The organism is Mesorhizobium sp. M5C.F.Ca.ET.164.01.1.1, assembly GCF_004792125.1.
Classification (GTDB): Bacteria; Pseudomonadota; Alphaproteobacteria; order Rhizobiales; family Rhizobiaceae; genus Mesorhizobium; species Mesorhizobium wenxiniae.
In genome coordinates, this window is sequence record NZ_SRTG01000001.1 from 3,225,021 (window position 1) to 3,238,855 (window position 13,835).

Here is a 13,835-nt window from a genome sequence, read left to right on the forward strand (position 1 = left end):
CGCCCTATATGTGAATAGATGAGAGGAACTTGAATGGCCGCTCCCGGCGAGAATCTGCGAATCAATTCAGACCGTTTGTGGGATTCGATAATGGAGATGGCGAAGATCGGCCCCGGCATTGCCGGCGGCAACAATCGCCAGACATTGACCGACGAGGACGGCGAGGGGCGGCATCTGTTCAGGCGCTGGTGCGAGGCGGCGGAGCTCGAAATGGGCCTCGACGAGATGGGCACGATGTTTGCCCGCCGCGAAGGCGCCGACCCTGATCTGCCGCCGGTCTATGTCGGCAGCCATCTCGACACCCAGCCGACCGGCGGCAAGTATGACGGCGTGCTCGGCGTGCTTGGCGGGTTGGAGATCGTGCGCTCGCTCAACGAGCTCGGAATCAAGACCAAACATCCGATCGTCGTCACCAACTGGACGAACGAGGAAGGCGCGCGCTTCGCGCCGGCCATGATGGCATCCGGCGTTTTTGCCGGTGTGCTCGACCAGGCCGACGTCTATTCCCATGTCGACAAGGACGGCAAGAAATTCGGCGAGGAGCTCGAACGCATCGGCTGGAAGGGCACCGAGAAAGTCGGCGCGCGCCAAATCCACGCCTTCTTCGAGCTGCATATCGAGCAAGGACCGATCCTCGAGGATGAAGGCATCGACATCGGCGTCGTCACCCATGGCCAGGGACTGAAATGGCTGCAGGTGACGTTGACCGGCAGGGAGGCGCATACCGGCTCGACGCCGATGCCGAAGCGCCGCAACGCCGGGCTCGGCACGGCTCGGGTGATCGAGCTGGTGCACGAGATCGCCATGGACTACCAGCCCGATGCCGTAGGCGCGGTCGGCCACATGGAAGTCTATCCGAACTCGCGCAACATCATCGCCGGACGCACCGTCTTCACCATCGACATCCGCTCGCCGGAAAAGGAGGTGCTCGACGCGATGGACGGGCGCATCCGCGAAGGCATCGACACGATCTGCGAGGCGCTCGATATCAAATATCAAATCGAGCAGGTCGGCCATTTCGATCCGGTCGCTTTCGATCCGGGCTGCGTCAAGGCTGTGCGGGATGCGGCGGAGCGCCTGGGTTATACGCATCGCAACATCGTCTCCGGCGCCGGCCATGACGCCTGCTGGATCAACCGCGTCGCGCCCACCGCAATGGTGATGTGCCCTTGCGTCGACGGGCTGTCGCACAATGAGGCTGAGGAAATCTCCAAGGAATGGGCGGCGGCCGGCGCCGACGTGCTGTTCCACGCGGTGGTGGAAACAGCGGTGATTGTGGAGTGAACTAGAAACCAAGATTCCGAACGCCGCTCACCAAGAAGCGCGAGAAAAACAAGGGAACAAAAATGACCAAAGTCATCAGGAACGGCACCATTGTCACCGCCGATCGCACCTGGAAGGCCGACCTGCTGATGCAGCACGGCAAGATCGTCGCCATCGGCTCCAACCTACATGGCGACCATGAGTTCGACGGCACCGGCTGCTATGTCATGCCGGGCGGCATCGATCCGCACACCCATCTCGAAATGCCGTTCATGGGCACCTACTCGGCCGATGATTTCGAGAGCGGCACGCGCGCCGCACTTGCCGGCGGCACCACGATGGTCGTCGATTTTTGCCTTCCGTCGCCGCAGCAGTCGCTGCTCGAGGCCTTGCAGATGTGGGACAACAAGACCTCGAAAGCCTCCTGCGACTATTCCTTCCACATGGCGATCACCTGGTGGGACAAGCAGGTGTTCGACGAGATGGCTGATGTCGTCGATAAGGGCATAACCTCGTTCAAGCACTTCATGGCCTACAAGGGCGCGCTGATGGTCGACGATGACGAGATGTATTCGTCGTTCCAGCGCTGCGCCGACCTTGGCGCGCTGCCGTTGGTTCATGCCGAGAATGGCGATGTGGTGGCGGCGCTTTCGCAGAAGCTTCTGGCTGCCGGCAACAACGGCCCGGAGGGGCATGCCTATTCGCGCCCGCCGGAGGTCGAAGGCGAGGCCACTAACCGCGCCATCATGATCGCCGACATGGCCGGCGTGCCGCTCTATGTCGCGCATGTCTCCTGCGAGCAGGCTCACGAAGCCATTCGGCGGGCGCGGCAGAAAGGCATGCGCGTCTTCGGCGAGCCGCTGATCCAGCATTTGACACTCGACGAGAGCGAATATTTCAACAAGGACTGGGATCATGCGGCGCGCCGCGTGATGAGCCCGCCCTTCCGCAACAAATTGCATCAGGATTCGCTCTGGGCCGGCCTGCAGGCCGGATCGCTGCAAGTGGTGGCGACCGACCATTGCGCCTTCACCACTAGCCAAAAGCGCAACGGCGTCGGCGATTTCACCAAAATCCCGAACGGCACCGGCGGGCTCGAGGACCGCTTGCCGGTGCTGTGGACGACGGGCGTCAACACCGGCCGGCTGACGATGAACGAATTCGTCGCGGTGACCTCGACCAACATCGCCAAGATCCTCAACATGTATCCGAAGAAGGGCGCCATCGTTGAAGGTGCCGATGCCGACATCCTCGTCTGGGACCCGAAGCGCAAGAAGAAGATCACGGCCAAAAAGCAGCAGTCGGTGATCGACTATAACGTCTTCGAAGGTTTTGAGGTGACCGGCCTGCCGCGCTTTGTCTTCTCGCGCGGCGAACTGTCGATCCAGGAAGCTGAGGTCAAGGCGAAGCCCGGCCATGGGGAGTTCGTCGCTCGCGAGCCGAATGCAGCGGTCAACCGGGCACTGTCGACCTGGAAGGAAATTTCCGCACCGCGCAAGGTGGAACGCACCGGCATTCCGGCGACCGGGGTGTGAGCTTGGCGCGTTCGGCAGCGATCGCCTCACTGGTTGTGGCGAGCATTACCTGCGTACCGGCAGCGGCTGAGGTTCTTGCCGGTTCCTATGGCAATGATGTCGGTTGTGCCGGTGTATGGCTCGGTTATCAGGACAGTGATGCCTATGTCGTGCTGACCGCCGACGGCGTTGAAACCTATGGCGGCGGCTGCCGGTTCGCGCGGCAACTGGTGACGGCGCCTGGTACCCAGTCGTTGAGCTCGACCTGTTTCGCTGAAGGCGAGGAGGGAACGACGACTGAGACCGTCAAGGTCACCAACAAGGGAGCTGACGGTTTCTTCGTGACCATTCCCGGCCTTGAAGAGATAGGGCCGTTGAAGTCATGTTCGTGACGGTGCCGATGATGGCCTCTCCGTCGGTGCCGACCTCAGGCGACCAGCCCATCCAGTTCCGGCAGCAGGACGACACTTTCCTGTTCGTTGGGATCGGTGCGGGCGATGACCGCCGAGGCCGAACTGTCGCTCAGATTGGCCGGCAAATGCGGCACCCCGGCAGGAATGTAGAAGAGGTCGCCGGCCTTGACCACGATCTGCTGTTCGAGCCGGTCGCCATACCAGGTATGAACCTCGCCGGAGAGCACATAGATCGCCGTTTCATGGCTTTCGTGCATATGCGCCTTGGCGCGGGCACGGGGCGGCATGGTCAGCAGGTGCATGCAGATGCCGGTCGAGCCGACCGTCTCGGCGGCGATGCCGGCGAAATAACTCAGTCCCTGCTTGCCTTCATAAGAGCTTTCAGGGCGGATAAGATGACAAGTGGGTTTGGACGACATCTGGGATGCTCCGGGCGTCGATCGAGTGGGAACTCTCAGTCGGATAGGACGGGGCGAGTGGAAAGCAACATCGCGGCAAAATCAACCGGATTCCGCCCGGCGCAGCAGCGGCGCGAAAAGGCAGGCTGCGGCCTATGACGGGAACATCGCCAGCCGTCGTTTCGGCAAGCAAGCTCGGCCTGACCTTCCAGACCAATGACGGCCCGGTGCAGGCGCTGTCGAATGTCGACCTGACCATCGGCAAAGGTGAATTCGTCTCCTTCATCGGGCCGTCCGGCTGCGGCAAGACGACCCTGCTGCGGGTCATCGCCGATCTGGAAAAACCGACCTCGGGAAGCATCTCCGTCAACGGCATGACGCCCGAGCAGGCGCGCCAGAGCCGCGCCTATGGCTATGTCTTCCAGGCGGCGGCGCTTTATCCGTGGCGTACGATCGAGCGCAACGTGGCGCTGCCGCTGGAAATCATGGGCCTGTCGAAGACAGAGCAGGCGGCGCGGATCAAGCGCACGCTCGACCTCGTCAACCTGGGCGGCTTCGAGCAGAAATACCCGTGGCAGCTTTCCGGCGGCATGCAGCAGCGCGCCTCGATCGCGCGGGCGCTGGCCTTCGACGCCGATCTCCTGTTGATGGACGAGCCGTTCGGCGCGCTGGACGAGATCGTGCGCGACCATCTCAACCAACAGCTTCTGGAGCTTTGGGGGCGGACCAACAAGACCATCTGCTTCGTCACCCATTCCATTCCCGAGGCGGTCTACCTCTCGACGCGGATCATCGTCATGTCGCCGCGTCCGGGCCGCGTCAGCGACGTCATCGAATCGACGCTGCCCAAGCAGCGGCCGCTCGACATCCGCGAGACGCCGGAGTTCCTGGCGATCGCGGCACGCGTCCGCGACGGGCTCAGGGCAGGACACAGCTATGATGATTGAGGTGGTTCCTCGTCTCCCCAATGGGGGTGGTGGGCCCACCCATGCTTTCGTCATCCTAGGGCGGAGCCGCCGCGAAGCGGCGGGCGTAGAGGGAGCGGCCAACCACGCCTTCGTCATCCTAGGGCGAAGCAAGGAGCGAAGCGACGCGGCGCAGACCCTAGGATCCATGCCGTTAACTTCGCGCTCCGCAACGGTGCGGAACATCGCTCCCTGTCTTGAGGGAACGTCGGCTGCCGTGGCTTGGCTGGTGGATATTCTGGACCGCTTGGGCCATTCCGCCGAAGTCACGGAATGGATCCTAGGGTCTACGCCCGCCGCTTCGCGGCGGCTTCGCCCTAGGATGACGAAGGCGTGGTTGGCCGCTCCCTCTACGCCCGCCGCTTTGCGGCGGCTCGGCCCCAGGATGACGAAAGCGCGGTCACTCTCTCGCGTTACGCAGAGCGTGTGCCAACCTGGCGAGGGCTGCTAGATGGATAGCTTTCGCGACAAGATCGTTCCGGTGACCTCGATTCTCGCAGGCGTGGTGGTCGTCTGGTATGTTTTCGCCGCCATCCTAAACGCGCCGTTCCAGCGCGATCTCGACCGCCGCGCCGGCGAGACGCCGGGGGTTGTGGAATTCATCGGCAAGACGATGTCGCAGCCGAAGCCGACGCTGCCGGCGCCGCATCAGGTGGCTGTGAATTTCTTCGAGAACACGTTTCTGCGCAGCGTCACCAGCAACCGCAGCCTTGTCTACAATACCTGGGTGACGTTGTCCTCGACGCTGCTCGGCTTCGCCTTCGGCACGGCGCTCGGCATCGTGATTGCCGTCGGTATCGTGCATGTGGCGACGCTCGACCGCAGCCTGATGCCGTGGATCATCGCCTCGCAGACCATTCCGATCCTGGCGGTGGCGCCGATGATCATCGTCGTGCTGGCGGCGATCGGCGTCACCGGGCTGATCCCGAAGGCGCTGATCTCGACCTATCTGTCGTTCTTCCCGGTGGCCGTCGGTATGGTCAAGGGTTTGCGTTCACCCGAGCTCACCCATCTCGACCTGATGCACACCTACAATGCCAGCCCCTCGCAGACCTTTTGGAAATTGCGCGTGCCGGCGTCGGTGCCGTTCCTGTTCACCTCGATGAAGGTGGCGGTCGCCGCCAGCCTGGTCGGCGCCATAGTCGGCGAACTGCCGACCGGCGCCGTCGCCGGCATCGGCGCCAAGCTGCTTGCCGGCGCCTATTACAGCCAGACCATCGACATCTGGTCGGCGCTGGTTGCCGGCTCGGTCGTGGCAGCCCTGCTGGTTATGGTGGTCGGCATGGCCGGGCGCATCGTCGACCGCGCCATGGGCGGGAGGCCGGCATGAGCGATCTCCTCAGCCTTTCGTCAATCACGCCCCGTTCCTGGCAGGGATATGCCGCGCTTGTCCTTCTTGCCGGAGCGCTCCTTCTTTGGCCGCTTGTCAATGCCACGCCCGGCTACGGTGTCGCTACCGTGGCTTTGATTTTCCTTTTGCTGCTTCTGGCAATCGCGGCCGATAATTTCCCACCGGTGATTGGGGTGGTGTTGCTCTTCCTTGGCGCGCACGGCGCGGCGTGGATGCTGCTCGCCGGCATAACCGGCAATGAGGGGACCGCTCGCGCATCCTTCTACTTACTGCTTGCCGCGGCATGGCTTCTGGCCTGGCGCTGCGTGACAGCCCTGTCCGCGCTTCGCCCTACCTCGCGCTGGGCGGCGACCGCTTTGAGGCTGATCATCCCGGCGATCTTCGGCGCCTGGATCCTGATCATCTGGGAGGCGGTGACGCGCGGCGCGGGCATCCCCTTCATTCTGCTGCCGCCGCCAAGCGCCATCGGCGTGCGCATCGCCAATTCGCTGCCGGTGCTGGCCGCCGACGTGCGGCAGACCATCTTCAAGGCGGTGATCTTCGGCTATGTGGTTGGCAGCGGCGCCGGCTTCCTCGCCGCCATCGCGGCCGACCGCGTGCCGTTCCTGCGGCGCGGGCTTTTGCCGATCGGCAACATGGTGTCGGCGCTGCCGATCATCGGCGTGGCGCCGATCATGGTCATGTGGTTCGGCTTCGACTGGCAGTCGAAGGCCGCCGTCGTCATCATCATGACCTTCTTCCCGATGCTGGTGAATACGGTCGCCGGCCTTGCCGCCTCCGGCCACATAGAGCGCGACCTGATGCGCACCTATGCGTCGAGCTACTGGCAGACGCTGTTCAAGTTGCGGTTGCCGGCGGCAGCCCCCTTCATCTTCAACGCGCTGAAGATCAATTCGACGCTGGCGCTGATCGGCGCCATCGTCGCGGAGTTCTTCGGCACGCCGGTGGTCGGCATGGGATTCCGGATTTCGACCGAAGTCGGGCGGATGAACATCGATATGGTCTGGGCCGAAATCGCAGTTGCAGCACTTGCGGGTTCGGTCTTTTATGGCGTGGTCGCTCTTTTCGAGAGAGCCGTTACGTTTTGGCATCCCTCCATCCGTGGTGGATAGGGCGGTGGCGGGTTTGGAATCAGGAGCGCATTGAAGGTCCTGATCCTAAAGGGTGAACACTTAACTTCAGAGGGTAAAAACATGAAAAGACTTGTTATTTCGATGCTGGCCGGCGCGATGTCGCTTGCCGCGTTCCAGGCGATGGCCGCGGACAAGGTGACGCTGCAGCTGAAATGGGTCACGCAGGCCCAGTTCGCCGGCTACTACGTCGCCAAGGACAAGGGCTTCTATGAGGCCGAGGGCCTCGACGTCGAGATCAAGCCGGGCGGCCCCGATATTGCGCCGGAGCAGGTGATCGCCGGCGGCGGCGCAGACGTCATCGTTGACTGGATGGGCGGCGCGCTCGCCGCCCGCGAAAAGGGCGTGCCGCTGGTCAATATCGCCCAGCCGTTCAAGAAGGCCGGCATGCAGCTGGTCTGCCCGAAGGACGGCCCGGTCAAGACCGAGGCCGACTTCAAGGGCCATACGCTCGGCGTCTGGTTCTTCGGCAACGAGTATCCGTTCTACGCCTGGATGAACAAGCTCGGCCTGAAGACCGATGGCGGCCCGGACGGCGTCACCGTGCTGAAGCAGAGTTTCGACGTGCAGCCGCTGATCCAGAAGCAGGCGGATTGCATTTCTGTCATGACCTACAACGAATATTGGCAGCTCATCGATGCCGGCTACAAGCCGGAAGAGCTGATCGTTTTCAACTACTCCGCTATGGGCAACGACCTGCTTGAGGACGGGCTCTATGCCCTGGAGGACAAGCTCAAGGATCCGGCCTTCGAGGACAAGATGGTGCGTTTCGTGCGCGCCTCGATGAAGGGCTGGAAATACGCTGTCGACAATTCCGACGAGGCGGCCGGCATCGTCATGGACAATGGCGGCCAGGACGAGAACCACCAAAAGCGCATGATGGGCGAAGTCGCCAAGCTGATCGACAATGCCGACGGCAAGCTCGACCCGGCGACCTACGCGCGCACCGCCAAGGCGCTGCTCGACCAGAAGATCATTACCAAGGAGCCGACCGGCGCCTACACGACCGCCATCACCGACAAGGCGATCAAGTAGGGCCATCAAATAGGGCGATCAGGTAGAGGCGATCAACCGGGCCTATGCAGCCTGCAATTCGAAAAAGGGGCGGGCGACCGCCCCTTTTTGCTGGGTTGTAAAATAGCCGTTACCGGTGGAAACATCCGCTCGCCACAACCGTTGTCCCAGTGCATCCAGCTTCAGCGGATGTCACCGCCAACGGAGATTCCCATGCGAATGCAATCCTTCTCGCCGATGCTTTCGGCGCTGGCCGTTTCGGCTTCCGTCCTATGCGCTTCACCGGCCTTGGCCGACATGATGAAGATGAAGGCGACGCTCGATGGCGCTCAGCAGAATCCGCCCATCACCACCGAGGGCAAAGGTACCGCCGCTCTCGTCTTCGACACCGCCACGAAACAGCTCACCTGGAACGTGACGTATTCAGGTCTCAGCGGCCCGGCTACGGCCGGACATATTCACGGTCCGGCGGCAAAGGGTGATAATGCCGACGTCGCCGTCCCGTTCAAGGGCGCTCCGAAAAGCCCGTTCAAGGGGGCGGCGATTCTGACCGACGCGCAGGCTGCCGACCTGATGGCCGGCAAATACTACATCAACATCCATACGGCGGCCCACAAGGACGGCGAGATCCGCGGACAGATCGAGAAGGCGGCGACGATGTAGCCGACTCCTCTGCCGACGGAAGGAGCGCCTTCTTATCGGATCACGACCTGTTCCTTATCTGGGTCATCGTTCGGGTTGGCGTGATGGCTTCGGGGTCGAGCCTGATCTCGACAATCGACGGCTTGCCGCTGGCACGCGCGCGTTCGAAGGCCGGCGCGAAGTCGGCCGTCTTCTCGACCGTTTCGCCATGGCCGCCATAGGCGCGGGCCAAAGCCGCAAAGTCGGGATTTCGCAGATCGGTGGCGACGACACGGCCCGGATACTCGCGCTCCTGATGCATGCGGATGGTGCCGTAGATGCCGTTGTTGACGACGACGACGATGATCGGCAGATCGTATTGCACGGCGGTGGCGAACTCCTGCCCGTTCATCAGGAAGCAGCCGTCGCCGGCAAAGGCTATCACATCGCGCTCGGGGAACAATTCCTTGGCTGCGACCGCTGCCGGCGTGCCGTAGCCCATCGAGCCGGAGGTGGGGGCGGCCTGCGTGGCAAAGCGCCGGGACCGGTGGAAACGGTGCACCCAGGTCGCGTAGTTGCCGGCGCCGTTGGTGAGGATCGCATCGTCGGGCAGCATTTTTTCGAGATAGTTCATGATCGGTCCCATTTGGACGGCGCCGGGACCACTTTCGGGCGGTGTCGACCAGTCGAGATAGGCGGCGTGCAGCTTCGGTGTTTCATCCGCCCAGACCGGCGTGGCGGCTGGCTTGCGCCCGGCGAAGGCTTCGACGAACGCGGAAGGCGAGGCGTTGATCGCCAGCATCGGCCGATAGACACGGCCGAGCTCGCCGGCATCGGCGTGGACATGGACCAGCGTCTGGTCGGGGTAGGGGCTCTTGAGCAGCGTGTAGTCGGAGGACGGCATCTCGCCCATGCGGCCGCCGATCAGCAGCACGAGGTCGGCCTGCTTGATCGCGGTGGCCAGCTTCGGGTTGATGCCGATGCCGACATCGCCGGCATAGTTCGGATGGAGATGATCGAACAGCATCTGGCGGCGGAAGGAGCAGCCGACCGGCAGCGACCAGGCTTCGGCGATCGTCCGCATCCGCGCGACGGCCTCCGCATCCCAGCGCGTGCCGCCCAGGATAACGAAGGGGCGCATCGCCTTGTTGAGGAGCTTTTCGAGAGCATCGAGCTCGGCCTCGCCCGGCCGCGTTTCGACCGGCGTGTGGGGCAGGGCTTCTGGCGCCTCGGCAAGGCTGGCCAGCATGTCTTCCGGCAGCGAGATGACGACCGGTCCGGGGCGGCCGGACGTCGCTACCGCGAAGGCCCGCGTGACCAATTCGGGGATGCGCGAGGCATCGTCGATCTCGACCACCCATTTGGCGATATCGCCAAAGAACCTGACATAGTCGACCTCTTGAAAAGCCTCGCGCCCCTTGGCATGGCTGGCGACCTGGCCGATGAACAGGATGACGGGAACCGAATCCTGCATGGCGATGTGGATGCCGGCCGAGGCGTTGGTGGCGCCGGGGCCACGGGTGACGAAGCAGATGCCGGGCTTGCCGGTCAGGCGGCCATGGCAATCGGCCATCATCGCAGCACCGCCCTCCTGGCGGCAGACGATGGTGCGGATCGTCGAATCGTGCAGCGCGTCGAGCACCGCAAGATAGGATTCTCCGGGCACGCAATAGATGCGGTCGGTGCCGTTGGCTTCGAGTGCATCGACGATCAGTTGTCCGCCGGTCTTCATTTTCCTGACCTCTCCAGTTCGGCAAGGATTTCTTCGGTGTGTTCGCCAAGACGCGGCGAGGGCCGCTCATAGACCAGCGGCGTGCCCGACATGACCATCGGCGCGCGCACCGAGGGCAAGAGATTGCCGTGGCCGTCGTCGAGGTCGAGCCGCATGCCACGCGCGATGGTCTGCGGGTCGGCGAACATCTCGCCGATCGTGTTGATCGGGCTGGCAGGCACACTTGCCGCCTCCAGTTTGGCCAGCAGCGGATCGCGATCGAAGGTTTTCAGCGCCTCGATTATATGCTCGCGCAGCTTCGCCCGGTTGGCGACCCGGGCGGGATTGGTGGCGAAATCGGGGTTCGATGGCAGGTCGTCCAAGCCGATGGCCGCGCAGAATTTGGCGAACTGCCCGTCATTGCCGATCGCCAGGATGATATGGCCGTCCTTCACCGGCACCACTTCGTAGGGCGCAATGTTCATATGCGCGTTGCCCATCTGCACCGGCGATTTTCCGGAGACCAGATAGTTGAGGTTCTGGTTGCCGAGCGCCGAGATCTGGGTGTCGTAGAGCGCCATGTCGATATGCTGGCCCTCGCCGGTCTTCTCGGCATGGCGAAGTGCGGCCTGGATGGCAATCACTGAATACAGGCCGGTGAAGATGTCGGAGACGGCGACACCGGCCTTTTGCGGCTCGCGGCCGGCCTCGCCGGTGATCGACATCATGCCGGCCATGCCCTGGATGATGAAGTCATAGCCGGCGCGCGGCGCATACGGCCCGTCCTGGCCGAAGCCGGTGATCGAGCAATAGATCAGCCGCGGGTTTATTTCCCTGAGGCTCTCATGGTCGAGCCGGTATTTCTTCAGGCCGCCGAGCTTGAAGTTTTCGATCAGAACGTCTGATGTGGCGACCAGCCGGCGCACTGTCTCGGCGCCCTCGGGCGTCGAGAAATCGATGGCGATGGAGCGCTTGCCGCGATTGCAGGAATGATAGTAGGCGGCTGAAAGGTTTTCGCCGTCATGGCTCATGACGAAGGGCGGACCCCATTTGCGGGTGTCGTCGCCGCCATCAGGGCTCTCGACCTTGATGACGTCGGCGCCGAGATCGGCGAGCAGCTGCCCCGCCCACGGTCCGGCCAGGATGCGGGCGAGTTCGATTACGCGGACACCTTTCAGCGGAGGCTCAGTCATGGATCACCGTGATTGATCGGAAACGCAGCCTGTATCAATCCCGCGTGATGCTGTCACGGTTCTTGCAATGGGCCAAACCCGATCTTGTCGATGTCGATCATGGTTGTTTCAGCACGCTGTCGGCCCATGCGGCGAAATCGTCCATGATTTTATCTCGATTCACGTCGTTCAGACTTTCGTGGCGGGTCTCGGCGTAAACCTTTGAAACGAGATTCGAAAAACCCATCCTGTGCAGGCGGCCGGCGAGATGGCTGACCGCCTTGCCGCCGTCGGTGGCGGGGTCCTTTTCGCCGCCGACCAGGCAGATCGGCAGGGTCTTGCGGACACCGGAAAAATTAGTGTCGTCGGCGCCGTCGAAGACGAACCCGAACAGGTCGCGCCACATCGACACGGAGGCATCCCAGCCGCATAGCGGATCGGCGATATACTTGTCGACTTCGGCTGCGTCGCGCGACAGCCAGTCGAACGGCGTGCGGTGATCGGGGACGGCTTTGCCCCAGGCCTGGAAGGTCAGTCTCGGCAGCATGCGCGACGGCATGTCGGAGCCGAGCCGGAATTGTTCCCAGGCCAGGATGATTCGCGCGACACGGCTGGCGAGCCCGGCGGAAAAATTAGCGTTCCAGATGGCGGCGGCGTGCAGGCGGCTCGAATGATGAAGCATGAAATTCAGCGCGACGAGGCCGCCCATGGAATGGCCGAAGACGATGACGGGCAGGCCGGGGTGGTCGCAGGCGATGAGGTCGTGCACAGCCGCGACATCGGCGATGACGTTGGCGCCGCCGTCTGTTTGAGCGAACCTGCCGAGCGGAGCGTCTGGCGCCTTGGTTGCGCCATGGCCGCGATGGTCGTGGGCGTAGACATGGAAGCCGCGCTCACCCAGAAAGGTAGCGAAGCGGACATAGCGCGCGGCGTGTTCGGCCAGTCCGTGATTAATCTGGACGACCGCGCGCGGGCGGCCCTCGGCGCGTTTCACATAAACGTTGAGCTCGGCGCCGGTCGGGGATCGGAGCACGCGCTGCTGGCTGAATGACATTGTCGCTTCGTCTCCAACGCGTCTTTCACGCCCGCGGACGTTTGTGTGCGCCGAGGCCGGTTTTGCGTCAATCCGTTGGCCTAGTTTTTCCGCAGTGCTGTTCTTGCGTCGCAACGCGGGTATCGCAATTCTGACATGGAGAATTTGATACCAAGAGAGGGCGGCCGTCTTGTTGCCGCAGCATTTTTCACCGGGGTACTTTTATGCATACGCGGACAGGTCTGGTTTTCGAATTTGCGCTTGTCGCCGCGTTGCTAGCGGGTGCTGCTCGGGCCGAGGTGAAGATGAGCGGCTCCTTCGTGGCCGACGCCACCTGTCCAGCGACACAGGCCATCAAGAACGGCAAGAATCCCGGCAACATCTCGACCGATGCGGGACAGAGCTATGAACTGCTGGCTGGCAACAAGGATGCTCCCACGCACTATCTGATCCGAGTGCCGGGCGCCGACCCCGAGCGCCGCTGGGTGAAGGTCGATTGCGGCCACGTTTCGGGCGGCAGTGCATCCACGGAACCGGCAGCTCCCGCGCCCGCCGGCCAGGAGAAACCTGATGCGCCGGCTTCTGGAAAACCCGAATATGTCCTCGCGCTGAGCTGGCAGCCGGCGTTCTGCGAAACCAAGCCCAGCAAGACCGAATGCAAGGCGCAGACCGCGGCCGGTTTCGAAGCGAGGCATTTCACCTTGCATGGGCTGTGGCCGCAGCCGAACGGAAATTTCTATTGCCAGGTGGCAGCGGCCGACAGGGCGAACGACAATCCGGCGCACTGGCGGGACCTGCCGCCGGTCGAGCTCGACCCGAACACCCGGTCGGAGCTCGATCAGGTGATGCCAGGCACCGCATCCGCTCTCGACAGGCATGAGTGGATCAAGCATGGCACCTGTTACGGCAAGGGCCAGCAGGAGTATTTTTCCGATGCGCTGAATTTGACGCGCGCGGTGAATGCTTCATCGGTGCGTGATCTTTTCACGCAAAACGTTGGCCGGGATCTAACCTCCGACCAGATCCGTGCCGCCTTCGACAGTGCTTTCGGCACTGGAGCCGGCGAGCGGGTTCGCGTCTCCTGCCTGAACGACCATTCGAGCGGCAGGCGGCTGATCGGCGAACTGACGCTCGGCCTGGCCGGCCCGATCGGTCCGAACTCTTCGCTCAGTGAGCTGTTGCTGGCATCAGTGCCGACGAACAATGCCGGCTGTCCGAAAGGCACCGTCGATCCCATCGAGTTCCAGTGA

The 13,835-nt window shown here is 63.0% G+C and carries 13 protein-coding genes; 9 read left to right on the plus strand and 4 right to left on the minus strand.

Annotated elements, in window-relative coordinates; all coding sequences use genetic code 11:
* Positions 1-33: 33 nt before the first annotated feature.
* The 3 genes from EN807_RS15910 to EN807_RS15920 all read left to right on the plus strand — a co-directional run bounded on the left by EN807_RS15910 (position 34) and on the right by EN807_RS15920 (position 3,169).
* The gene (locus EN807_RS15910) at positions 34-1,284 is read left to right on the plus strand and encodes a Zn-dependent hydrolase (protein ID WP_135935614.1); all 1,251 of its coding nucleotides are present in this window, start codon (positions 34-36) and stop codon (positions 1,282-1,284) included.
* 62 nt (positions 1,285-1,346) lie between these two features.
* Positions 1,347-2,798: a dihydropyrimidinase gene (gene hydA / locus EN807_RS15915; protein WP_135935615.1), complete on the plus strand. Its 1,452-nt coding sequence runs from the start codon at positions 1,347-1,349 to the stop codon at positions 2,796-2,798.
* Positions 2,795-3,169, plus strand: coding sequence for a hypothetical protein (locus EN807_RS15920; protein WP_246684119.1), 375 nt, complete (start codon positions 2,795-2,797; stop codon positions 3,167-3,169). The genes hydA and EN807_RS15920 overlap by 4 nt, the downstream gene beginning before the upstream one ends.
* A gap of 35 nt (positions 3,170-3,204) precedes the next feature.
* Here EN807_RS15920 and EN807_RS15925 read toward each other — a convergent pair whose 3' ends face one another.
* The gene (locus tag EN807_RS15925; RefSeq protein ID WP_135935617.1) at positions 3,205-3,609 is read right to left on the minus strand and encodes a cupin domain-containing protein; all 405 of its coding nucleotides are present in this window, start codon (positions 3,607-3,609) and stop codon (positions 3,205-3,207) included.
* Positions 3,610-3,743: 134 nt separating this feature from the next.
* Between EN807_RS15925 and EN807_RS15930 the strand changes: the two genes are divergently transcribed.
* The 5 genes from EN807_RS15930 (at position 3,744) to EN807_RS15955 (ending at position 8,711) form a co-directional block, all read left to right on the plus strand.
* Entirely contained in the window at positions 3,744-4,535 is a 792-nt protein-coding gene (locus EN807_RS15930) for an ABC transporter ATP-binding protein (RefSeq protein WP_135935618.1), read from the plus strand.
* 469 nt (positions 4,536-5,004) lie between these two features.
* A complete protein-coding gene (locus EN807_RS15940; RefSeq protein ID WP_135935619.1) occupies positions 5,005-5,883 on the plus strand; it encodes an ABC transporter permease in 879 nt (292 codons plus the stop codon).
* Positions 5,880-7,016 carry an ABC transporter permease gene (locus EN807_RS15945; protein WP_135935620.1) on the plus strand — a complete coding sequence of 379 codons (1,137 nt, stop codon included), beginning with the start codon at positions 5,880-5,882 and terminating at the stop codon, positions 7,014-7,016. Before EN807_RS15940 ends, EN807_RS15945 begins: the two co-directional genes overlap by 4 nt.
* Before the next feature lie 81 nt (positions 7,017-7,097).
* Complete coding sequence (locus EN807_RS15950) at positions 7,098-8,069, plus strand: ABC transporter substrate-binding protein (RefSeq protein WP_029351531.1); 972 nt, start codon at positions 7,098-7,100, stop codon at positions 8,067-8,069.
* Between the two features lie 192 nt (positions 8,070-8,261).
* Positions 8,262-8,711 carry a CHRD domain-containing protein gene (locus tag EN807_RS15955; RefSeq protein WP_127315319.1) on the plus strand — a complete coding sequence of 150 codons (450 nt, stop codon included), beginning with the start codon at positions 8,262-8,264 and terminating at the stop codon, positions 8,709-8,711.
* A gap of 40 nt (positions 8,712-8,751) precedes the next feature.
* On the opposite strand, the gene EN807_RS15960 is transcribed toward EN807_RS15955, so the two are convergent.
* From EN807_RS15960 to EN807_RS15970, 3 genes are all read right to left on the minus strand, one after another.
* Positions 8,752-10,401: a thiamine pyrophosphate-binding protein gene (locus EN807_RS15960; RefSeq protein WP_135935621.1), complete on the minus strand. Its 1,650-nt coding sequence runs from the start codon at positions 10,399-10,401 to the stop codon at positions 8,752-8,754.
* A complete protein-coding gene (locus EN807_RS15965; protein WP_135935622.1) occupies positions 10,398-11,573 on the minus strand; it encodes a CaiB/BaiF CoA-transferase family protein in 1,176 nt (391 codons plus the stop codon). Before EN807_RS15965 ends, EN807_RS15960 begins: the two co-directional genes overlap by 4 nt.
* A gap of 97 nt (positions 11,574-11,670) precedes the next feature.
* Positions 11,671-12,606 carry an alpha/beta hydrolase gene (locus tag EN807_RS15970; protein ID WP_135935623.1) on the minus strand — a complete coding sequence of 312 codons (936 nt, stop codon included), beginning with the start codon at positions 12,604-12,606 and terminating at the stop codon, positions 11,671-11,673.
* A gap of 203 nt (positions 12,607-12,809) precedes the next feature.
* Between EN807_RS15970 and EN807_RS15975 the strand changes: the two genes are divergently transcribed.
* Entirely contained in the window at positions 12,810-13,835 is a 1,026-nt protein-coding gene (locus EN807_RS15975; protein ID WP_135935624.1) for a ribonuclease, read from the plus strand.

Coding starts and splice junctions, on each gene's coding strand:
- EN807_RS15950 (WP_029351531.1), top strand. CDS start 7,098: ATGAAAAGACTTGTTATTTCGATGCTGGCCGGCGCGATGTCGCTTGCC.
- EN807_RS15960 (WP_135935621.1), bottom strand. CDS start 10,401: ATGAAGACCGGCGGACAACTGATCGTCGATGCACTCGAAGCCAACGGC.
- hydA (WP_135935615.1), top strand. CDS start 1,347: ATGACCAAAGTCATCAGGAACGGCACCATTGTCACCGCCGATCGCACC.
- EN807_RS15975 (WP_135935624.1), top strand. CDS start 12,810: ATGCATACGCGGACAGGTCTGGTTTTCGAATTTGCGCTTGTCGCCGCG.
- EN807_RS15925 (WP_135935617.1), bottom strand. CDS start 3,609: ATGTCGTCCAAACCCACTTGTCATCTTATCCGCCCTGAAAGCTCTTAT.
- EN807_RS15940 (WP_135935619.1), top strand. CDS start 5,005: ATGGATAGCTTTCGCGACAAGATCGTTCCGGTGACCTCGATTCTCGCA.
- EN807_RS15930 (WP_135935618.1), top strand. CDS start 3,744: ATGACGGGAACATCGCCAGCCGTCGTTTCGGCAAGCAAGCTCGGCCTG.
- EN807_RS15910 (WP_135935614.1), top strand. CDS start 34: ATGGCCGCTCCCGGCGAGAATCTGCGAATCAATTCAGACCGTTTGTGG.
- EN807_RS15965 (WP_135935622.1), bottom strand. CDS start 11,573: ATGACTGAGCCTCCGCTGAAAGGTGTCCGCGTAATCGAACTCGCCCGC.
- EN807_RS15970 (WP_135935623.1), bottom strand. CDS start 12,606: ATGTCATTCAGCCAGCAGCGCGTGCTCCGATCCCCGACCGGCGCCGAG.
- EN807_RS15945 (WP_135935620.1), top strand. CDS start 5,880: ATGAGCGATCTCCTCAGCCTTTCGTCAATCACGCCCCGTTCCTGGCAG.
- EN807_RS15955 (WP_127315319.1), top strand. CDS start 8,262: ATGCGAATGCAATCCTTCTCGCCGATGCTTTCGGCGCTGGCCGTTTCG.